Origin of the sequence: Phreatobacter sp. AB_2022a (assembly GCF_026847585.1) — a bacterium.
In the GTDB taxonomy this organism is placed as follows: Bacteria; Pseudomonadota; Alphaproteobacteria; order Rhizobiales; family Phreatobacteraceae; genus Phreatobacter.
Genome location: NZ_JAPSET010000030.1, coordinates 35,080 through 56,428, shown reverse-complemented (window position 1 = coordinate 56,428; position 21,349 = coordinate 35,080). Strand labels below are relative to the sequence as shown.

Annotated in this window: 18 protein-coding genes; 2 read left to right on the top strand and 16 right to left on the bottom strand. The window is 68.6% G+C overall.

Going from position 1 to position 21,349, the window contains the following annotated elements; genetic code table 11:
• The first annotated feature begins 15 nt into the window (after positions 1-15).
• Entirely contained in the window at positions 16-3,213 is a 3,198-nt protein-coding gene (locus tag OZ671_RS20635) for an efflux RND transporter permease subunit (RefSeq protein ID WP_268862502.1), read from the top strand.
• A 94-nt stretch (positions 3,214-3,307) separates the two neighbouring features.
• Here the strand turns inward: OZ671_RS20635 and OZ671_RS20630 are convergent, their stop codons facing one another.
• Positions 3,308-3,622: a YdhR family protein gene (locus tag OZ671_RS20630; RefSeq protein ID WP_268862501.1), complete on the bottom strand. Its 315-nt coding sequence runs from the start codon at positions 3,620-3,622 to the stop codon at positions 3,308-3,310.
• 118 nt (positions 3,623-3,740) lie between these two features.
• Between OZ671_RS20630 and OZ671_RS20625 the strand changes: the two genes are divergently transcribed.
• A complete protein-coding gene (locus tag OZ671_RS20625) occupies positions 3,741-4,328 on the top strand; it encodes a TetR/AcrR family transcriptional regulator (RefSeq protein WP_268862500.1) in 588 nt (195 codons plus the stop codon).
• Between the two features lie 21 nt (positions 4,329-4,349).
• Here OZ671_RS20625 and OZ671_RS20620 read toward each other — a convergent pair whose 3' ends face one another.
• The 15 genes from OZ671_RS20620 to OZ671_RS20550 form a co-directional block, all read right to left on the bottom strand.
• Positions 4,350-5,036: an ankyrin repeat domain-containing protein gene (locus OZ671_RS20620; protein WP_268862499.1), complete on the bottom strand. Its 687-nt coding sequence runs from the start codon at positions 5,034-5,036 to the stop codon at positions 4,350-4,352.
• 33 nt (positions 5,037-5,069) lie between these two features.
• Positions 5,070-5,579, bottom strand: a complete 510-nt coding sequence (locus tag OZ671_RS20615; RefSeq protein WP_038306040.1) for a GlcG/HbpS family heme-binding protein — start codon at positions 5,577-5,579, stop codon at positions 5,070-5,072.
• A 106-nt stretch (positions 5,580-5,685) separates the two neighbouring features.
• A complete protein-coding gene (locus OZ671_RS20610; protein WP_038305993.1) occupies positions 5,686-6,303 on the bottom strand; it encodes a response regulator transcription factor in 618 nt (205 codons plus the stop codon).
• Complete coding sequence (locus OZ671_RS20605) at positions 6,300-7,901, bottom strand: sensor histidine kinase (RefSeq protein WP_268862498.1); 1,602 nt, start codon at positions 7,899-7,901, stop codon at positions 6,300-6,302. The genes OZ671_RS20610 and OZ671_RS20605 overlap by 4 nt, the downstream gene beginning before the upstream one ends.
• A gap of 58 nt (positions 7,902-7,959) precedes the next feature.
• Positions 7,960-11,082, bottom strand: a complete 3,123-nt coding sequence (locus OZ671_RS20600; RefSeq protein ID WP_268862497.1) for a multidrug efflux RND transporter permease subunit — start codon at positions 11,080-11,082, stop codon at positions 7,960-7,962.
• Positions 11,079-12,410, bottom strand: coding sequence for an efflux RND transporter periplasmic adaptor subunit (locus OZ671_RS20595; RefSeq protein ID WP_268862496.1), 1,332 nt, complete (start codon positions 12,408-12,410; stop codon positions 11,079-11,081). The genes OZ671_RS20600 and OZ671_RS20595 overlap by 4 nt, the downstream gene beginning before the upstream one ends.
• A gap of 247 nt (positions 12,411-12,657) precedes the next feature.
• A complete protein-coding gene (locus OZ671_RS20590; RefSeq protein WP_268862495.1) occupies positions 12,658-13,683 on the bottom strand; it encodes a glycosyltransferase family 2 protein in 1,026 nt (341 codons plus the stop codon).
• A 1-nt stretch (position 13,684) separates the two neighbouring features.
• The gene (locus OZ671_RS20585; RefSeq protein ID WP_268862494.1) at positions 13,685-14,596 is read right to left on the bottom strand and encodes a Gfo/Idh/MocA family protein; all 912 of its coding nucleotides are present in this window, start codon (positions 14,594-14,596) and stop codon (positions 13,685-13,687) included.
• Positions 14,593-15,114 carry a dTDP-4-dehydrorhamnose 3,5-epimerase family protein gene (locus tag OZ671_RS20580; protein WP_268862521.1) on the bottom strand — a complete coding sequence of 174 codons (522 nt, stop codon included), beginning with the start codon at positions 15,112-15,114 and terminating at the stop codon, positions 14,593-14,595. Before OZ671_RS20580 ends, OZ671_RS20585 begins: the two co-directional genes overlap by 4 nt.
• A 210-nt stretch (positions 15,115-15,324) precedes the next feature.
• Positions 15,325-16,407 carry a glycerol dehydrogenase gene (locus OZ671_RS20575; RefSeq protein ID WP_268862493.1) on the bottom strand — a complete coding sequence of 361 codons (1,083 nt, stop codon included), beginning with the start codon at positions 16,405-16,407 and terminating at the stop codon, positions 15,325-15,327.
• Entirely contained in the window at positions 16,404-17,180 is a 777-nt protein-coding gene (locus OZ671_RS20570; RefSeq protein ID WP_268862492.1) for an SDR family NAD(P)-dependent oxidoreductase, read from the bottom strand. Before OZ671_RS20570 ends, OZ671_RS20575 begins: the two co-directional genes overlap by 4 nt.
• A 6-nt stretch (positions 17,181-17,186) precedes the next feature.
• Positions 17,187-18,014 (bottom strand): carbohydrate ABC transporter permease, encoded by an 828-nt coding sequence (locus OZ671_RS20565; protein WP_268862491.1) that lies wholly within the window; start codon positions 18,012-18,014, stop codon positions 17,187-17,189.
• Positions 18,015-18,019: 5 nt separating this feature from the next.
• On the bottom strand, positions 18,020-18,880 hold the full coding sequence (locus OZ671_RS20560) for a carbohydrate ABC transporter permease (RefSeq protein ID WP_038306006.1): 861 nt from the start codon (positions 18,878-18,880) through the stop codon (positions 18,020-18,022).
• A 54-nt stretch (positions 18,881-18,934) separates the two neighbouring features.
• Complete coding sequence (locus OZ671_RS20555; RefSeq protein ID WP_268862490.1) at positions 18,935-20,251, bottom strand: ABC transporter substrate-binding protein; 1,317 nt, start codon at positions 20,249-20,251, stop codon at positions 18,935-18,937.
• Between the two features lie 27 nt (positions 20,252-20,278).
• Positions 20,279-21,349 carry an ABC transporter ATP-binding protein gene (locus OZ671_RS20550; protein WP_268862489.1) on the bottom strand — a complete coding sequence of 357 codons (1,071 nt, stop codon included), beginning with the start codon at positions 21,347-21,349 and terminating at the stop codon, positions 20,279-20,281.

Genomic DNA, 21,349 nt, shown 5'->3' with positions numbered 1-21,349 from the left:
TCGCGGGAGGACGTGATGAATCTGTCCAAATTTTTCGTGGATCGCCCGATTTTCGCAGGCGTTCTGTCGGTGCTGATCTTCCTGGCCGGCCTCCTCGCCCTGCGCGTCATGCCGATCTCGGAATATCCCGAGGTCGCGCCGCCCTCGGTCGTGGTGCGCGCGCAATATCCGGGCGCCAATCCGCGGGTGATCGCGGAAACGGTGGCGACGCCCATCGAGGAAGCCATCAACGGCGTCGAGGGCATGCTCTACATGTCGAGCCAGGCGACGACCGACGGCCTGATGACGCTGACCGTCACCTTCCGGCTCGGCATGGACCCGGACAAGGCCCAGCAGCTGGTGCAGAACCGCGTCTCGCAGGCCGAGCCGCGCCTGCCGGAAGAGGTGCGCCGGCTCGGCGTCACCACGGTCAAGAGCTCGCCCGACCTCACCATGGTCGTGCACCTCCTGTCGCCGAACGATCGCTACGACATGACCTATCTGCGCAACTACGCCATCCTCAACGTCAAGGACCGGCTGGCGCGCATCAACGGCGTCGGCCAGATCCAGCTGTTCGGCGCGGGCGACTATTCCATGCGCGTCTGGCTCGACCCGCAGAAGGTCGCCGAGCGCGGCCTGTCGGCGAGCGACGTGGTGCGCGAGATCCGCGCCCAGAACGTCCAGGCGGCCGCCGGCGTCGTCGGCGCCTCGCCCGGCCTGCCGGGCCTCGACCTGCAGCTCTCGGTCAATGCCCAGGGGCGCCTGCAGACGGAGGAGCAGTTCGGCGACATCGTGGTCAGGACCGGCGCGAACGGCGACGTGACGCGGCTGCGCGACATTGCCCGCCTTGAGCTCGGGGCCTCCGAATATGCGCTGCGCTCGCTGCTCGACAACAAGGCGGCGGTGGCGGTGGCGGTGTTCCAGTCGCCCGGCTCGAACGCCCTGCAGATCTCCGACCAGGTGCGCGCCACCATGGCCGAGCTGAAGGGCTACATGCCCGACGGCGTCGACTACCGCATCGTCTACGACCCGACCCAGTTCGTCCGCGCCTCGATCGACGCGGTCGTCCACACCCTGCTCGAAGCGGTGCTGCTGGTGGTGCTGGTGGTGATCCTGTTCCTGCAGACCTGGCGGGCCTCGATCATCCCGCTGATCGCCGTGCCGGTCTCGATCGTCGGCACTTTCGCGGTGATGTATGTCTTCGGCTTCTCGATCAACGCGCTGACCCTGTTCGGCCTGGTGCTGGCGATCGGCATCGTCGTCGACGACGCCATCGTGGTGGTCGAGAACGTCGAGCGCAACATCGAGGAAGGCCACGGTCCGCGCGAGGCGACCTATCGCGCCATGCGCGAGGTGTCCGGCCCGATCATCGCCATCGCGCTGGTGCTGGTCGCGGTTTTCGTGCCTCTCGCCTTCATCACCGGCCTGACCGGCCAGTTCTACAAGCAGTTCGCGCTGACCATCGCGATCTCGACCGTCATCTCGGCGGTCAACTCGCTGACCCTGTCGCCGGCGCTCGCTGCGCTCCTCCTGAAGGGTCATGACGCGCCGAAGGACCGGCTGACCCGCGCGCTCGAATTCCTGTTCGGCTGGCTGTTCCGCGGCTTCAACCGCACCTTTGCCCGCGGCTCGAACGCCTACAGCGCTTCGGTCGGCCGGATCATCTCGCGCAAGGCGCTGATGATGGGCCTCTATGTCGTGCTGGTCGGCCTCACCTTCGGCCTGTTCCGCGCCGTGCCGGGCGGTTTCGTGCCCGGCCAGGACAAGCAGTATCTGGTCGGCTTCGCCCAATTGCCCGACGGCGCGACCCTCGATCGCACCGAAGAGGTGATCCGCCGGATGAGCGAGATCGCCCTGAAGCAGCCCGGCGTCGAAAGCGCCGTCGCCTTTCCCGGCCTCTCGATCAACGGTTTCACCAACTCGTCGAATTCCGGCATCGTCTTCGTGACGCTCAAGCCCTTCGCCGAACGCCGTGCGCCGGAACTGTCGGGCAATGCCGTGGCCGGTGCGCTGAACCAGAAGTTCGCCGCGATCCAGGAAGCCTTCATCGCCATGTTCCCGCCGCCGCCGGTGGCGGGTCTCGGCACGATCGGCGGCTTCAAGCTGCAGATCGAGGACCGTGCCGGGCTCGGCTATGCCGCGCTCGACGAGGCGACCAAGGCCTTCCTGGCGCGCGCCGCGCGCGCGCCAGAGCTGGCAGGCCTGTTCTCGAGCTTCCAGATCAACGTGCCGCAGCTCTATGCCGATATCGACCGGACCAAGGTGCGCCAGCTCGGCGTGACCCTGACCGACGTCTTCGACACGATGCAGATCTATCTCGGCTCGCTCTACGTCAACGACTTCAACCGCTTCGGCCGCACCTATTCGGTGCGCGTGCAAGCCGACGCGCCGTTCCGCGCCCGCGCCGAGGACATCGGCCAGCTGCAGGTGCGCTCGGGCAATGGCCAGATGGTGCCGCTCGCCGCGCTGATGCATGTCAACGCGAGCGCCGGACCGGAGCGGGCCATGCGCTACAACGGCTTCCTGACCGCGGACGTCAATGGCGGCGCTGCGCCCGGTTACTCCACGGGCGAAGCCCAGGCGGCCGTCGAGCGCATTGCCCGGGAGACGCTGCCGCGCGGCATCGCCTTCGAATGGACCGACCTCACCTATCAGGAGATCCTCGCCGGCAATTCCTCGCTCGTCGTCTTCCCGCTCGCCATCCTCCTGGTCTTCCTGGTGCTGGCGGCGCAATACGAGAGCCTGACCTTGCCGCTGTCGATCATCATGATCGTGCCCATGGGCCTGCTCGCCGCCATGGCCGGCGTCTGGCTGTCCAACGGCGACAACAACGTCTTCACCCAGATCGGTCTCATCGTGCTGGTCGGGCTGTCGGCGAAGAACGCCATCCTGATCGTGGAGTTCGCGCGCGAGCTGGAATTTGCCGGGCGCACGCCGGTGCAGGCCGCGATCGAGGCGAGCCGCCTGCGGCTGCGCCCGATCCTGATGACCTCGCTCGCCTTCATCATGGGCGTGCTGCCGCTGGTCACCTCGACCGGCGCAGGCGCCGAGATGCGCCATGCCATGGGCGTCGCGGTGTTTGCCGGCATGCTCGGTGTGACGCTGTTCGGCCTGTTCCTGACGCCGGTCTTCTATGTGCTGCTGCGGCGCCTTGCCGGCAACCGCCGGCTGAAGCACCAAGGCGAGGTGCCGGCCGCGGCGCCGGCGAAGATGCCGGCCGACGCCCACGCGTGAATGAAAGCTCACGATTTCAAAGCCTTGCGGCGGCCTTCCGATTCAGGATCGGAAGGCCGCCGTGGCGTTGAAAGAATATCCCGGCCGGTCCGGCCTATGCGTCCGAGAGAATCTCGTTGGTGACGTTGTCGACCACGATCGGGCTCTCGAAATAGACGATCGAGGGATCGGTCCCGTATTTCTCGCGGACGAAGGCCTTCCAGCTTTCCGTATAGAGCGCCTCGGCATCCGCGCGCGACCGCCAGAGATAGAGGCCGCCGGCCGTCACCCCGTCTTCCGACAGGATGTAGGTCTTGCGCAGGAGGCCCGCGACCCCGCGATATTTGGGGGCCGTGCTCTGAAAAATGCGCTGCGCCTCGTCCCGCGTGATCGGCTTGTGCAGCTTGAACGTCGTGATGCTGGTGATCATCGGATCCCTCCTTGTGCGGTCGAGATGCATGGGACGGCGATGTGATCTTGCACCCGGTGCGCCGACCTGCCATTTTTGTCATTGATGTCAATCTTGACAATGATGTCAAGATCCATCGATGGAGGAGCGATTGGCCGGCGTCAGGCAGTTCGATGAGGCAGCGATGCTCGAGGAGGCGCTCGCACTGTTCTGGCGCCAGGGTGCCGCCGCAACCTCCATGCTCGACGTCGCCGCGGCGACCGGCGTACAGCGCGGCTCGCTCTACAACGCCTATGGCGACAAGGAGGCGATCTTCCTGCGCGCCTTCGACCTCTATGCCGCCCGCTTCCTGGACGGCGCCAGAGCCAGCCTGGAAGGCGACGACGCCGGACCGGTGCTGCGGCGGTTCTTCGACACGGTGATCGCCAACATGACCTCGGGCACGCCGGCGCGCGGCTGCCTGACGACCAAGACCGCCGGCGACGGCAGCCTCGCCAGCGAACGCATCAGGGACAAGCTCGGCGGCTTTCTCGACCGGCTCGCGGCCGTCGTCGAGGCGGCGCTGTCGCGCCCCGCCGTCCGCGCCGGGCTCGCACTGGAGCCGGCCCAGGCGGCAATGGTCGTGGTGACCTTCACCCGCGGGCTCGCCGTGATGGAGCGCGTCCATGGCGATCCGGCGGCGCTCACGCGCGCGGCCGAGGGATTGATCCGGGCGCTCGTCAGATAGCGGCCGCGGAGCGCGCCCGCGTCAGCGCCGTTCGAGGATCTCGACCATGTCGCGATAGCCGCGGTCGCGGGCAAGCTGCAGCGGCGTGTGGCCCTGCCCGTCGGCAAGGTCCCGTCGGGCGCCGGCTTCGACGAGCGCCCTGACCGTCGCGACATGGCGCGGCCCACCGCGGCCGAGGATCACCGCCTCGATCAGCGCGGTCCAGCCGAGATTGTTGACGTGGTCGAGCGGCGCGCCGGCGGCGATCAGGGCCTGCACGATACCCTCGTGGCCGAGATGGGCCGCAGCGATCAGCGCCGTGCCGTCATAGGGACTGGTGACGGCGCGCGGATCGGCGCCCAGCATGAGCCCGAGCCGCAGCGTCGCGAGGTCGTCATTGACCGCCGCGATGGTCAGGATGTCGTAGGACCGGTTTTCGAGCGCGCGCGGATCGGCGCCGGCAGCAACCAACGCCCGCATGGCCGCATGCCGACCGAAAAAGGCGGCGACATGCAGCGGCGCGCGGCCGGCGCCATCGCGCGCATTCAAGTCCACGCCGGTTGCGGCAAGCCGTCCGATCCCGGCAGCATCGTCCCGGGCCGCGGCGGCATGCAGCCCGCGATAGGCGGAAAGCTCGGCGGCCGAGGGCGGCGTCTGCGCCGCGGCCGGGCGATCGGCTGCGGAAAGAGCGAGGACGGCGAGAAGGGCCGTCATGGTCAGATATCGCACGCGGCCCTCCTCTCCCCCCAACCTCGCGCGCCTTCAGCGCAGCTTCGCCTTCACCGCCTCGATGCCGGCATTGGCGCATTCCTCGTCGAGATGGCCGCCCGGAGCGCCGCCGACGCCGACCGCGCCGATCACCTCGTCGCCGACCTTGACCGGCACGCCGCCGCCCAGCAGCAGAAAGCCGTCGATCGCGGCGAGATGGCGGGCGGCCGGGTTGCGCTCGGCTGTCTCGGCAATGGCGCTCGTGACATTGCGCGCCGACGCGGCGGTGAAGGCCTTGGCCCGGCTCGCCTCGATCGTATGCGGACCGGCGCGGTCGGCGCGCAGCACGGCGCGGACCTGGCCGGCCCGGTCGACCACGGTCACCGCGACGTTGAAATTCTTGGCGGCGCAGGCCGCGACCGTCGCCTGGGCGATCTCCTGGGCGATGGCGAGCGGCATGTTGCGCTCGGTCAGGACCTGGGCGCCCGCGGCGGTCGCGAGGGTGGCGGCGGCAAGACCGGCCGCAAGGGCCGCATGGGCGGGGCGAAGGGCGCGGAAGGGCATGGGCTGTCTCCGTTCGAGGCCGGCCGGTCGGCCGCCTTCGGAGCGCAGATAACCCGGCATGCCCGCTGACGGGGATCGGAAACCAGACGGAGCCGCATCGGTAGCGCTACCGAGACGCCGCCGCCTCGTCGAGGAGGAGACGCACCATTTCGGCGACCGAACTGGTGCCGAGCTTCTCCGCGAGATGGGCGCGGTGGGTGTCCACCGTGCGCGGCGACAGCGCCAGGGTCTCGGCGATCTCGCGGGTGGCGAAGCCGCGCGAGACGAGGTCGAGCACTTCCCGCTCGCGCGGCGTCAGGCGCGCCAGGAGGCCGCGCGCCTCGGCCGCCTCGGCGGCCTTCGCCTGCCGCGCCACGGCTTCGGCGCGCATGCCTTCGATCGCTTCGATCAGCGCGTTCTCGTCCACCGGTTTCGACAGGAAGTCGATGGCCCCGCCCTTGAACGCGCGCCGGCAGGCATTGACGTCGGCATGGCCGGTCATCACCAGAACGGGCCGCGGGTCGCCTTCGGCCGAGAGCTGCTCGAGCAGTTGCAGGCCGGACATGCCGGGCATCCGGATATCCATGATGATGCACCCGGCATGATCCGCAGCTCCGCGCCGCAGGAAGGCCGCCGCATCGGCAAAGGCCTCGACCCGGTAGCCCGCGGTCTTCAAGAGGAAGCCGAGCGCCTCGCGCACATCCGCATCGTCGTCGACGAGAAAGATCGTGAAGGGGGTGGTCATTCAGCCGCCTCGCGCTGTTCGTCGGTCGCGACCGTCGGCAAGGTGATGGCAAAAAGCGCGCCGCCGCCGGGCCGGTTGTCCCCTGAGAGGCGGCCGCCATTGGCCTCGACGAGACGCAGCGACAGGGCGAGCCCAAGCCCCATGCCGTTCGGCTTGGTGCTGCGAAACGGTTCGAACAGCCGGGCGGCAAGCTCCGGCGATAGGCCCGCCCCACGATCCCCGACCGCGATCTCGGCCGTCGCACCGGACAGCGTGCCCGAAATCTCGACCCGCCGCTGATCCGGCGGCAGGGCTTCGACCGCGTCGGCGGCATTGCGGATCAGATTGTGCAGGGCCTGCTCGATGGCGATCGGCTCGACCAGAACCCGCGCCTGCGGATCGACCGGCCCGACGACGAGATGCACGCCGCGGCCGGCGAGCTCGGTCTGGCTCAGGGCCACGACATGCGCGATCAGCGCGGCGAGCGATGTCGGCCGGCGATCGGGGACGCCCGGTCTGACATAGTCGCGCAGCCGGTCGAGAATGGCGCCGGCCCGCTTGGCAAGGCGCGCATTGGCGTCGAGCGCCTGGATCACCGCCTGGCGGTCGAGCGGCTCGGCTTTCGCAAGGCGCGCGCCGGCTTGCGACTGGCTGAGAATGGCGGCGATCGGCTGCGCCAGTTCATGGGCAATCCCCGAAGCGAGCTCGCCCATGGCATTGACGCGTGTCGCCTGGGCGAGCCTGGCCTCGTCGGCGCTGAGCCGCGCCCGTCCGCGCGCGGCCTCCGCCCTCCTCCGCTCGGCCAGCACCCGGTGGCCGAGCCAGGCCAAAAGCCCCAGCACGGCGGCAATGCCGCCGATGGTCCCGAAAGGAATGGCCTCGGCGAGCCGGAGATCACGCCGCAGCGACAGCGTCAGGGGCTGGCTCTGGCTGCCCAGAACGCGGGTGAAGTTCAGTCCGAGGCCCTGCCGGGTGTCCGGCGGCGCGAGGATCGGACTGCCGTCCGGCGCGGCGAGGCTGATCGTCCCGGCCGCGACACCAGGTTCCGCTTCCACCAACTGCCCGGCATTGACAGTCAGCACCAGCGCGACCGGCTCCTCGCCCGCCCGCTTGACCATGTGATAGAGGCCCGATGCCGGCGGCCCTGGCAGCACGAGGCTGCGCCCGGGCGGCTCGCCGGCAAGGCGCGTGGCCACCGCTGCCGGCGCCGGAGCCGCCGCGTCGGAGGGATTGGTGGAGAACAGCGCGTGGGGCGCGGCCCCGATATCGACGACGGCGATGGTCCGCACCCGCGGATAGAAGCGCTGGACGCTGTCGGCGAGCAGCACGACCAGATCGGTGCGCAGCGGGCCCGGCGCCCGCACGATGGCGCCGAGGCTGGTGAGCAGCGCATCGTGCTGGTCGGCGCGCTGCGAGACCAGCCGATGCACGGTTTCGCCCTCGGCCACGAAGGCCCCTTCCAGCGCGCGATGGTGGACGCCGATCGCAAGGCCCGCGGCGGCAAGGGCGGCCGCGGCCCAGCCCGCGATCCAGGCGAAGCCGAACCGTCGCGACGCCCCTGCGCCGGCGGCCAGGGGACGGCTGCCATCACCGCCCGTCGTCGTCTCACGCCTGTTCATGCCGCAGCTTTAGCCGGATTTCGCGGTTCCGGCCATGGTTCGCAGGCCGCGCCGCCGGCTACTCGGCCGGCCCGGGCTGCAAGGTCCGCGGGCCGGCGCGCGGCAGTCCGGCCTCGGGCGCGGGGTGACGGCGCACGAACCGGTCGAGGTAGAGATAGACGACCGGCGTGGTGAACAGGGTCAGGACCTGGCTCAGGATCAGGCCGCCGACCATGGTGTAGCCGAGGGGCTGGCGCAGTTCCGAGCCCGTGCCGCTGCCGAGCATCAGCGGCAGCGCGCCGAGCAGAGCCGCCATGGTCGTCATCATGATCGGCCGGAAGCGCAGCAGGCAGCCCTGCCGGATCGCCTCGACCGGCGAGAGCCCCCGTTCGCGCTCGGCATGGATGGCGAAATCCACCATCATGATGCCGTTCTTCTTGACGATGCCGATCAGCAGGAGCACGCCGATCATGGCGATGACCGACAGGTCGAAGCGGAAGGCCATCAGCATGATCAGCGCGCCGACGCCGGCGGACGGCAGGGTCGACAGGATGGTCAATGGGTGGATGTAGCTTTCGTAGAGCACGCCGAGGATGATGTAGACGGCAACCAGCGCCGCCAGGATCAGATAGGGCTGGGTCTTGAGCGAGGCCTGGAACGCTTGGGCCGAGCCCTGGAAGCTTCCCGAAATCGAGGCCGGCATGCCGATCGCCGCAACCGCCTGCTCGACGATGTCCACGGCCTGCCCGAGCGCGACGCCGGGTGCGAGGTTGAACGACAGCGTCACCGCCGGAAACTGGCCGGCATGGTTGACCGAGAGGTAGGAGACCCCGCCCGTGTCGAAGCGCGCCAGTGTCGACAGGGGGATCTGCTGGCCGGTCAGCGGTGACTTCACGTAGATCTTGCTCAGCACGTCGGGATCATCGGCAAGCCCCGGATTGGCCTCGATGACCACGTGATAGGCGTTGAGCTGGGTGAAATACTGGGTCACCTGGCGTTGGCCGAAGGCATCGTAGAGTGTCTGGTCGATCAGCGCCGGCTGGATGCCGAAACGGGCGGCCTGGTCGCGGTCGATCCTGACCGACAGGGTCGTGCCCTCGGCCTGCTGGTCGGTCGCCACCCCGCGTAGCTCGGGCAGCGTCTTGAGCTTCGCCAGGAGCCGTGGCGCCCAGGTGTTCAGTTGGGCGAGGTCGGCGCCGCGCAGCGTATACTGGAACTGCGTGCGCGACAGCTTGCCGCCGACATTCAGGTCCTGCGCCGCCTGCAGGAACAGCGCCGCGCCCTGCACCTTGGCAAGTTCGGGCCTCAGCCGGTTGATGATCTGGTCGGCCGTCGCCCGGCGCTGGTCGCGCGGCTTCAGGGCGATGAACACCGTGCCGGTATTGGTGGCGCGTTGGCCGCCGAGCGAAGCCGACCAGGTCGCGATGTCGGGATCGCGCGCAACCACATCGGTCAGCTTGTGCATGAGCCGGTTCATCTCGGTCGACGAGACGTCCTGGCCGGCCTCGGCGAAGCCGACGATGACGCCGGTATCCTGCTGCGGGAAGAAGCCCTTGGGCACGGCGAGATAGAGCGCTGCCGTGGCGGCGACGGTCAGCAGGAAGACGCCGAGCGTCGCGCGCCGATGGCGCAGCACGACGTCGAGACCGGCCGCATAGCGCGCCAGCAGCCAGTCGAAGCCACGCTCGGTCATCAGGAACAGCCGGCCATGGCGCTGCTCCCGCTCCGGCCGCAGCAGCCGCGAGCACATCATCGGCGTCAGCGTCAGCGACACCACGGCCGAGACGAGGATGGTCATGGTGACGACCATGGCGAATTCGCGGAACAGGCGCCCGACAATGCCGCCCATCAGCAGCAGCGGGATGAACACGGCGACCAGCGAAATGCTGATCGACAGGATGGTGAAGCCGATCTCGCCCGCGCCCCTGTAGGCGGCGGCGAGCGGCGACAGCCCCTCCTCGATGTGGCGGTGAATGTTCTCCAGCATGACGATGGCATCGTCGACGACGAAACCGACGGCGATCGACAGGCCCATCAGCGACAGATTGTCCAGGCTGAAGCCGCAGGCATACATGAGCGCGGCCGTACCGAGCAGCGCCAGCGGCAGCGTCACCGCGGGAATGATGGTGGCCCAGATGTTCCTCAGGAACAGGAAGATCACCATCACCACGAGGACGACGGTGACGATCAGGGTGAACTGCACGTCGTGAACCGAAGCCTGGATCGTCTGGGTCCGATCGATGACCGTCGAGACCTTGATCGAGGCCGGCATGGCTGCGCTCAGCTGCGGCAGGGCCGCCCGGATCGCGCCGACCGTCTGGACCACGTTGGCGCCCGGCTGCTTGAAGACGATCAGGCCGATGCTGGCGCCCTGGGGCACCCAGTTGGCGAGCGTCCGGTCCTCCGGGCCGTCGATCGCCCGGCCGACATCGCGGACGCGCACCGCCGCGCCATTGTGATAGCCGATGATGACGTCGTTCCAGGGCCGCGCCGCGGTCAACTGGTCGTTGGCATAGATGGTGAAGTTGCGCGTCGCGCCGTTGAGCGAACCTTTCGGGGCGTCGACCGTGGCATTGCCGATCGTGCCGGCGACGTCGTCGAGGCCGATGCCGAGGGCGGCGAGCTTGACGGGGTCGAGCTGCACCCGCACCGCCGGCTTCTGCTGGCCGCCGATCGTGACGAGGCCGACCCCGGCAATCTGTGAGATCTGCTGCGACAGGACGTTCTCGGCATAGTCGTCCACCATGGTCAGCGGCAGCGCGTCGGAACGGACGGCCAGCACCATGATCGGCGCATCGGCCGGGTTGACCTTGCGGATGGTCGGGTTGCTCGGCAGGTTCTTCGGCAATTGCGCGCTGGCCGCCGAGATCGCGGCGAGTACATCCTGGGCCGCGGCGTCGATATTGCGATTGAGGTCGAACTGCACGACCACCGACGCGGCGCCGAGCGAACTCGACGAGGTCATCTCGGTGACGCCGGGGATCTGCGCGAACTGCCGCTCGAGCGGAGAGGCGACCGAAGAGGCCATGGTTTCCGGGCTCGCCCCGGGCAACGACGCCGAAACCTGGATCGTCGGAAAGTCGACCTGCGGCAGCGGCGCCACCGGCAGCATCGGATAGGCGACCAGCCCGACGAGGAACAGGCCGGCCATGAGCAGCGATGTCGCGACCGGGCGCTGAATGAAGGGCGTCGAGACGTTCATGACCGATCCCTCGCCGTGGCCGCTGCCCGGGCCGGCTTCGCAGCCACCCGCGTGCCCTGATCGAGCCGATATTGTCCGGCCGTCACCACCACCTCACCCGGCTGCAGGCCGGCCGTGACGACGCTGTCGGTGCCTTCCGTGCGCGCGACGGCGATGGCGCGCATTTCGACCGTCTGGTCGGACCGGACGACATAGGCGTAGAGCCCGTTCGGGCCACGCTGCACGGCTGCCGCGGGAACCGTCGTGACGCCCTCTTCCATGCGCACCAGCAGCCGGACATTGACGAACTGGCCGGGCCAGAGCGCGTTGCCCGGGTTCGGGAAGGTCGCCTTGAGCCGCATCGTGCCGGTGCCCTGGTCGATCTCGTTGTCGATCAGCAGGACGGTTCCCCGGTCGAGTTCGGTTATGCCGTCGCGCGACAGGGCGGCGACCGCGACCGGCCCCGCCGCCATCGCGGCCGCAACGCTCTGCCGCTCCTCCTCGGGCAGGGTGAAGACCACCGAGACCGGTTGCAGCTGGGTGACCACAACGATGCCGGTCGCATCGCCGGCATGAACGATATTGCCGATATCGACCTGGCGGATGCCGGCGACGCCGTCGATCGGCGAGGTGATGGTGGTGTAGTCGAGCTGCACCTTGGCTCCGTCGATCGCCCCCTGGTCGACCCGGATCGTCGCTTCGAGCTGGGCGACCAGCGCCTTCTGGGTGTCGAGCTGCTGGCGCGAGGCATAATTGCTGACGGCGAGCTGCTGGTAGCGCTGCAGGTCGAGCCGGGCATTGGCGAGCTGGGCTTCGTCCTGGGTCTTCTTCGCCACCGCCTGGTCATAGGCCGCCTGATAGGGTGCGGGATCGAGCCGGACCAGCAGGTCGCCCTTGCTGACCTTCTGCCCCTCGGTGAAGGCGATCGTCTGGATCTGGCCGTCGACCCGGGCCTTGATCGTCACCGTGTTGAAGGCCTGCACCGTCCCGAGGCCGCGATCGTAGACCGGCAGGTCGGCGCGCACGACCTCGGCGGTCTCGACGGGGACGGCCGGCGCGGGAGCGGCCGACGAGGCGGCCGGCGGCGCCGGCGCCCACCAGAGCCAGGCCCCGCCCGCCAGCAGCAGCACGAAGGGGCCTGCAAGCCACCGGACGGCCCGCCCGCCGCGCAGCGGCGCCAACACCTCGGCCCGACCGGCTCCGGAACCGGGCCCGGTCGGCGGCGCGCCCGGCGCGTTCGGATCGGGAGGGCCTGGATCAAATCCCGGCTCGCTCTTCGCCGTGACGATCTCGACCGCGTCGCGGCGTTCGTGCGTCGCGTGATCGGACATGTCGGACTGGAATGCCATGGCACCGAAACTCCTCGCGCGAGCGATGAAGCGGAGCCGCCGGTCGGCGCGCGAGGGCATGACCGCGCCAACGGCATATGTGCCCCGTCACGGCGAGTAGACCGGCTGCGACCTGTCTGAACGATGGCCCGCGGATTACCGATCGGACACGATTGATCACATGATCGGGAGATCCGTGCGGTGATCCGGACCGTTTCGGCGAGCACGGCTCAAGCCGTCGCGCGCTCCGCTGGCCCTGGAACGCGCGTCACGGCCGTCTTCCGAGAGCCCTCGCAACCCGCCGCATCGGCGCGGTGATCTTCCAGGAGGTCGAGGCGAGGACCGTCTCGTAGGCTTGCCGCCACGCCTGCACTTGCTCGTTCTGCTGGCACAAGGCGGTATCGTGCGCCTGCTGGCGAGCCTGCAGCCGTTCCTCCAGCTCGAGCAGGGCGGCATCATGCTCCCGACGGAGGGCTTGCAACTCGTCGCCCTGGCCGGCCGATGCCGCGAGCATCGGGCCAAGCTTCCATGCCAGCGTGTTGGCGTTCCAGCTGGCGAGCGCCGCCGCCTGGAAGTCCGCCCGCCCGCGCCGGGACGCGAAACGCGCGGCCATGGCTTGATTTTCAGCCGCGCGCTCCGCCGGCATGAGATGCTGCCTCAGACTCGCGGGAAGCCGCGCGCATTGCACGGCGGGCCGGGTCACGAAGACAAGGTCGGCGCGGATCAGGAACTTCCGCCACATGAAGAGATCGGTCCAGACGTCAGGCGGCGCCGGGCTCCAGCCGACAGGCAGGCGCCGATAGGCCTCCAGCCGATAGCCCGCGCAGGACGGGCCGAAGAAGTTCCAGGCCGTCGTCAGCATCGCCTCGCGGACCGCCGGATCCGCGAGATCGCCCGGATGGGTATGGATCGCGCCGTCGGGCGCGATGTCCGCCTGCAGCAGATTGCCGAAGTCCGCCCGGTCCAGCAGGCTGGCCAGCTCCATCAGATGGTCCGGAAACCAGAGATCATCGTCGCCGAGCTGGGCGACATAAACGCCCCTCGCCGCTTCGAGCGCGCGATGCCGATGCGCCTCGCCGTGACGTTCGCCTTTCGGCAGATCGAAGACCCTGATGCGCGGATCGCGCGCGGCCCAATCCTCGGCACAGGCGACGGTCGCACGCGGCGGCCCGTCGCAAATGACGAACAGCTCGAAGCGCGGCTCGCTCTGGGTCAGCACGCTCTCGATCGCCAGCGGCAGCAGTTCCGGCGAGCGATTGACGGGCAGAAGGACGGTGAAGAGCGGAACGTCCATGTCAGGCGAGTCCCGCGATCCGCCTGATGGCGTCGATGCGCTCGACGATCGTGAGGGCATCGGAAGCCGAGGATTTCGGCGCCGTGCCACCGGCCAGGTAGCGGACGAAGGCTTCCAGCTCGAGAAACAGCGGCATGTCCTTCCCGACCGGTATCTCGCGCGGCTTCGCGCCCGGCGGATCGTTCGCCGCCATCATCAGGACCCGATCGTCATAGCTGTCGGCGAGCTGGGCAGCGCCCAGCCTGCCGGTCACCGTGACCGCGCGACGGGTGGCGGGGTGCCGCTCGGAGATTTCCAGCGTGACGCGCGGACCGGCTTCGCCGTCCCTCAGCACCGCGAAAAGCTCGCCGCTGGCGTGGCAGGCCGGGCCTGCCATGGCGAATGCCGGCTCCGGCAGGTGACCGAGCACCTCCAGAGTGATCGCCAGGTCGTGCGGGAGCAGGATCCAGATGGCGTCGACGTCGTGATGCGGATTGCCCCAGCCGAGCCGGAAGCTGCGCAGCGAGACGATCTCGCCGAGCGCCCCCGAGCGCACGAGGCGCCCAAGTTCGACGATGCCGGGATGATAGCGCCACTTGTCCATCACGAAGATCAGGTCGCGCCCCTCGGCGACGAGCCGGCGCGCCGCCACGACGTCGTTGGTGAGCGGCTTCTCGACGAAGATGGGCCGGCCTCGCGGCAGCAGGCACGCCACGGTCCCGGCATGGAGGACGGTCGGTGTCGCGACGACATAGCCCTCGCAAGGCGGCAGACCCTCAGCCGCCGCGCAGGTGCCTACGGCGCCGGCGGCAGCGGCGGCGGCACGGCACGCCTCGCTCGGGACGGCGACATGGACATCCACGCCGAGCGCCCTCAGGTCGCGGAAGATGAGCTTCCCCCAGCGGCCATAGCCGACGAGACCGATGGTCGTCACGGTGCGCCCGCCCGGGCGGAAACGAGATCGCGGTAGAGCCGACGCATCTCGTCATAGCCCGAGGCCGCCCGGTCGCGTTCCGACAGGATCGGCGCTGTCTCCGGCCATTCCAGGCCGAGCTCCGGACTATCGAAACGGCAGCCAAGCTCGTCCGCCGGATTCCAATATTCCGAGACCGCGTAGACAAGCACCGTAGCACGGGGAAAATAGAAACCGTGGCAGACGCCGGGCGGGATCGACACGGCACGCGGACTGTCGCCGTCAAGGCGCAGGAAGCAGGACAGGCCCGCGGTCTGGCTGTCCTCCCGCAGGTCATGCAGGCCGAGCAGCAGCGTGCCGGCGATCACCGTCAGATAGTCCCAGTGCGTGACATGGACGTGCACGCCGCGCAGAACGCCGGCCCGGCTGTCCACGACATTCCATTGCCTGACCTCGCAGCCGAGCTCCCATTCGTGCCGGAAGAGCTCCATGAGCGAGCCTCGTCCATCCGAATGGCGGATCAGGTCACGAACCTGCATACCGGCGGGGAGACCAGGCACCGAACGCTCCACGAGCCACCCATGACAACGGGCGGAAGGCCGGCTTGTCTCCCGGACGCGTCCGCACGAAGGAACAAGCCGGTTCGCGTGCAGGTTGTCAATCGTCGGCCGGCCGGCGCATGTGGACAATCGCCTGGACCGGAACGATGCCGCCGTGCCGTTGGACAGGGCGCGGGCACGCGCCGTTGGTCACGCCGCCGCCTCGACATGCGCCAGCGCTGCCTTCAGCGTCGCGACGTTCATCGGCGCCTCGATCTGCCTGATATAGGGCGCTTCGCGGATCGTCCGCTCGGCGATCATCGTCAATGCAGCGCCGATCTCGCCGTCCGCGCCGAGATCGGCGAGCTTCAGCGGCAGTCCGAGCGTCCGGTAGAAGGCTCTGATATCCCTCATGAAGGCCTCGTCGCGGCCTTCCATCACCAGCTGCACGATGAGGCCATAGGCGACCTGTTCGCCATGCAGCGCGCCGGCGACCGACGGCAGTGCCGAGAGACCACGGGTCAGCGAATGGGCGAGCGACAGGCCGCCGTTCTCAAAACCGAGCCCGCTCATCAGGATGGTCGCCTCGACGACGCTTTCGACCGCATCGCCCGCTTCGCCGCGCCGCACCGCGGCGGTCGCCGCCTCGCCCTGTGTCCTGATGATCTGGTAGCAGCGGTCGGCAATGGCGAGAGCGATCTCCGGTGGCCGCGCCTTGTAGAAATTCTGCCCGCCGGTGCGGTAGCACTGCTCGGCTTCGAACTTCTTGGTCAGGGCGTCACCGATGCCGGCGATGAAGAAGCGCACCGGCGCGGCGACGATCACGCCGGTATCGACCACGACCGCGTCCGGATTGGTCGGCATCAGGCGGACCTCGCTCAGCACGTGATCGGCCGTGTAGACGATGGCGAGGCGGCTGGTGGGAGAATCGTTGGAGGCGATCGTCGGCACGATGACGAGGCCGCCGCCACGGGCGATGCGCACGCCCTTGGCGGTGTCGATCGCCTTGCCGCCGCCGAGGCCGACGACCACATCCGCGCCCGCCGCGCCCGCCGCCGCCGCCATCCGGTCGATTTCGGCAGCCGTGCACTCGCCGCCGAAATCGCCGAAGACGAGACTGTCGACATGCCCCTGGACCGCTGCCGACAGCCGCTCGCCAAGGAGGCCGGCGACGACCGCGTCGGCGACGACGAAGGCGCGCCGGCCATAGGCTGCGAGGATCGGCCCGAGCTCGGCGAGCGCGCCCGGCCCCTGGATGTAGCGATGCGGTCCGCCGAAGGTCCTGATGGTCATGCATCCCCCCAATGGAAGTCGCGCTTGCCGCCGTCCATGCAGATCAGCGCGCCGTTGATGAAGGCGGCCTGGGTCGAGCACAGGAAGGCGATGAGCGCACCAACCTCCTCCGGCTGGCAGAACCGGCCGAGCGGGTTCTGGCCGGTGACCACGGCCCGCTTTTCCGGCGAGAAGCCGGCGATGAGGTCGGTCTCGACATAGCCGGGCGCGATGGCATTGACGGTGATGCCGCCGGCGCCGACCTCCTTCGCGAGCGTGCGGGTAAAGCCGAGCACACCGGCCTTGGCGGCGGAATAGTTGGTGACGCCGGGCCGCCCGCCGCCCGTCACGTTCATCGAGGAGGTGTTGACGATACGGCCGAAGCCGGCCGCGCGCATGACCGGCACGGCATATTTGCTGCAGAGGAAGGTCGAGCGCAGATGGGTGCGCAGGATGATGTCGAAATCGTCGATCGCCATGTCCTCGGCGCGGGCGCCGAGATGGCGTCCCCCTGCCCCGGCATTGTTGACGAGGATGGCAAGCCCGCCGAGCGCGGCGGCGGCCGCCGCCACCACCCGTTCGGCGCCCTCGGGTTCGGAGACGTCGCCGATCGCGGTGACGGCCTGGACGCCGGCCTCGCGCAGTTCGGCGACCGTCTTTTCGGCCTCGGCCGCGTCGATGTCGTTGATGGCGATGGCGCAGCCTTCACCGGCGAGCGCCAGGGCCTCGGCCTTGCCGATGCCGCGCGCCGCGCCGGTGACCAGCGCCGCCTTGCCCTTCAATCCGAAATCCATGATGCGTCATCCTTTCACGGCGCCGGCGCCGAGCCCTTGAATGAAATATTGGCTGAGCAGCGCAAAGGCGCCGAACAGCGGCAGGGCGATCAGTGTCGAGCCGGCCATGATCTCGCCCCAGCGCAGGTCGAACGAGCCGACCATCGAGGCGAGCCCCACCGGCAAGGTCTTGTTGGCATCCGAGCCGATCATGATCAGCGCGAAGGTGTAGTCGGTCCAGGACAGCAGGAAGGAGAAGATCGCCACCGTGATGAGGCCGGGCAGCGACAGCGGCAGCACGACGCGCAGGAAGGCGCCGAGCCGGGTGCAGCCGTCGACCATCGCCGCCTCCTCGAGCTCGAACGGCATGTTCTTGAAGAAGCCCCAGAGGAACCAGACGCCGAGCGGCAGGGTGAGGGTGAGATGCGAGGCGATGAGGCCGGTCAGGCTGTCGCTGAGGCCAAGCTTGGCGAAGATCGCGAACATCGGAATGGCGATCAGCAGCGGCGGGAACATGTAGGCGTAGAGCATCGCCCCGACGATCAGCTTCTTGCCGCGGATGCGGTGGCGGGTCACGGCATAGGCGATCATGATCGAGAAGATCATGGTGGCGACCACCGTCACCACGGCGACGATGACGCTGTTGACGAAGTGGGCGGGATAGTCGGTCAGTTCCAGGAGGTTGGAATAATATTCCAGCGTGAACGGCCCGGGCGCGAGCGAGATCTTGTGCAGCAGGCTGGTCGGCTCGCGCAGGCTCGACACCACCATCCAGTAGATCGGGAAGGCCGAATAGACGGAGATGACGACGGCGGCGGCGGCAAGCCCGATGCGGGCGCTGAGGGAGCGCGTCATGGCGGTCACTCGGTCTCCAGCGGGAACAGGCGGAAGTAGATGAAGACCACCACCGAGAGGATCAGGAACGAGATGGTGGCGATGGCCGCGCCGCCGCCGATGTCGAACAGCGAGAAGGCGTGGCGGTAGGACAGGATCGCCAGGTGCTCGGTCGCGCCGACCGGCCCGCCGCGGGTCAGCAGCCAGATCACGTCGAACTTGTTGAACATCCAGATCGCCCGGAGCAGCACGACGACCGTCAGGATCGGCTTCAGCATGGGCAGCGTGATATGGAAGAAGCGCTGCACGGCGGTGGTGCCGTCGACCCGCGCCGCCTCGTAGAGCGAGGCCGGCACGGTCTGGAGCGCGGCGAGAAAGCAGGTCGTGACGAAGGGCGTCCACATCCAGACGCTGACGAAGATGACCGAGGTCATGGCCGCGCCGGGGCTCTCGAACCAGTTGACCGGCGGCAGCCCGAGCGCTGCGATGCCGGCCGTGATGATGCCGATCGAGCCGTCGACCATCCATTTGAAGGTGAGCACCACGACGACGGTCGGCAGCAGATAGGGCAGGATCGACAGACCGCGGACGAAGTTGCGGCCGGGAAACACCTCGTTCAGCACCAGGGCGAAGCCGATGCCCAGCACCAGCTGCAGCACGATGGAGCCGAACGAATAGATGAGGCCGTTGGTCAGGGCGCTCCAGAATTCCGGCAGCGACAGCACGGCGATGTAGTTGCCGAGGCCGACCCATTGCGGCGTGCCGACGAACGAATCGAGCCGGTAGAACGACAGGCTGACCGCATAGACCACCGGCGCCACGATCAGCGCCAGCGTCACGGCCATGCCGACGCCGAGGAAGGAATAGATCGTTGCCTTGGAATTCACGAGAACGCCCCGATGAGGAAGCCCGGCCGGCGCGGCCGGCCGGGCCTTTGAGGATCAGGCGATGACTTTGCGCATCTTTTCGGCGGCCGCCTTCAGGGCGTCGGCCGAGGACATGTTCTTCAGGATGCGGTTCTGCAGCATTTCCGGCACGACGAAGGCCTCGAACACCTTGCCGGGCCTGAGATCCGGCTCCGGCCCCTCGGTATCGATGGAGGTGAGGATCATCGCCTTGTCGGTGATGAAGCCGCGCATGGCCTCCACCGCGTCCTTGTGCTTCTCGATCAGCGGATGGGCGCGCCAGCGCTCGTCGTCATAGACGTCGAGGCGCGGCGGCTGGAAGTGCAGCGGCGCCGTGTGCAGGAAGTTGATGTAGTGGTTCTCGGTGAACCAGGCCATGAACTTCATGGCTTCGTCCGAATTGCCGGTCTTCAGCACGACCCAGCCGTCATAGCCGTGATTGACCGCCTTGGCGCGGCCGGCGCTGTCCATATAGGGCGTGATGCCGTACTTGCCGGCAAGCGCGGGCGATGTGCGCTCCAGCGCCTCGATGATGCGTCCGGCATAGGCGGTGTGGGCCACCTTGTCGGAGGCGAAGTTCGACAGGACCTCGCCGAAGCTCGCCTGGCTCGAACCCGACGGCATGGTCTTGTAGAGGTCGGCGAAGAAGTCGAGATAGCGGGTCACCTTCGGCGCCATCTCGGCATTGTCGATGACGACGTTCCACTTGTCGTCGAACAGCCTGACGCCCTCCGCCCACATGAAGCCCGGCGACAGCCAGTTGGTGGCGCCGTTCGAGCCGATCGGGAACAGCGCGCCCGACCGGCCCTCGCCGTTGAGCGTCTGGGCGTTCTTCAGGAAGTCGGCCCAGGTCTTCGGAACCGCGAGGCCTTTCGCCTCGTAGAGGTCCTTGCGGTAGTAGATCCAGGCGAGGTTGTAGTCATAGGGGTACCAGTAGACCTCGTTCTTGATCGGAAACAGGATCTTCGGGCCCCATTGCCGCTTCGAGGTCAGCTCCGTCAGCGGCATCAACTGGCCCTCGGAGGCGAGGATCAGCACGTGGCCGACGAAGGCGAAGGTCGCGATGTCGTAGGGCTGGCCGCCGCGCAGCGAGGTCGTCACCTTGGTGAAGGCGTCGTCGAGCGGCACGCTGTCGACGACGACGCGGGTGCCGTGCTGCCGCTCGTATTCGGCGCAGGCGACGCGCAGCGCCCTGATGCTGTCGATCGAGGTCTCGGTGTTGAGGAACCTCAGCGTCTTCTTGCCCTGGCCGTACACCGCGGGCGCGCCGAGCGCGGTGGTGGCCGCCGCAAGGCCGGCGGCCTTGATCAGCACGCGGCGATCGAGGCCGCCCGGTCCCGTCCTGTTGGTCATGTCATGTCCTCCCCGTTTTGATGTCCGTTATGCGCGGCCGGCGTCCAGGCGCTGGCCGGTGGACTTGGCAAACAGATGCAGCCGGTGCGCCGGCAGGCCGACGGCAAGGCGCTGGTCGGCGCCGAGCGTGTCGGACCGTTCGGTCAGGACCCTGAGGCGCACGCCGGCCGCCTCGCCGATCGACAGGGTCTGGGCGCCGAGCTGCTCGGCGACGCGAATGTCGAAGCCGACGGCGCCGGGCGTCTCGCCCACCGCGACATGTTCCGGGCGGATGCCGAGCACCACCTCCTCGCCGTCGCGCGCCGGCGTGCCCTCGGCAAGCGGCACCGACAGGCCACCGGCGACGAAGGCGCCGCCCGCGATCCGGCCCTCGATGAGATTCATTTCGGGCGAGCCGATGAAGCCGGCGACGAACAGGTTGGCCGGCCGGTCATAGACCTCGAGCGGCCGGCCGACCTGCTGCACATGGCCGTCGCGCATGATCACGATGCGGTTGGCGAGCGTCATCGCCTCAACCTGGTCGTGGGTGACATAGACCATGCTGGTGCCGACCTCCTGGTGGAGGCGCGCGATCTCCTCGCGCATGCGTACCCGCAGCTTGGCGTCGAGGTTCGACAGCGGCTCGTCGAGCAGGAAGACGTCGGGATTGCGCACCAGGGCGCGGCCGAGCGCGACGCGCTGCATCTGGCCGCCGGAGAGCTGCTTGGGCTTGCGTGCCAGGAACTCGTCGAGCCCCAGCATGGCCGCGGCCCGGCGCACGCGCCGGTCGATCTCGGCCGGATCCATGCGCCGGATGCGCAGGCCGAAGGCGAGGTTCTCGTAGATCGTCTTGTGCGGATAGAGCGCGTAGTTCTGGAACACCATGGCGATGTTCCGGTCCTTCGGCTCGAGCCGGGTGACGTCGCGCGCGCCGATGTGGATGCTGCCCGACGTGATCTCCTCGAGGCCGGCGATCATCCGGAGCGTCGTCGACTTGCCGCAGCCGGACGGGCCGAGAAAGACGACGAATTCGCCGTCGGCAATGTCGAGGTCGAAGCCATGCACGGCGACGACGCCGCCATAGGCCTTGCGCACCCGGGCCAGTGAAACCTTGGCCAT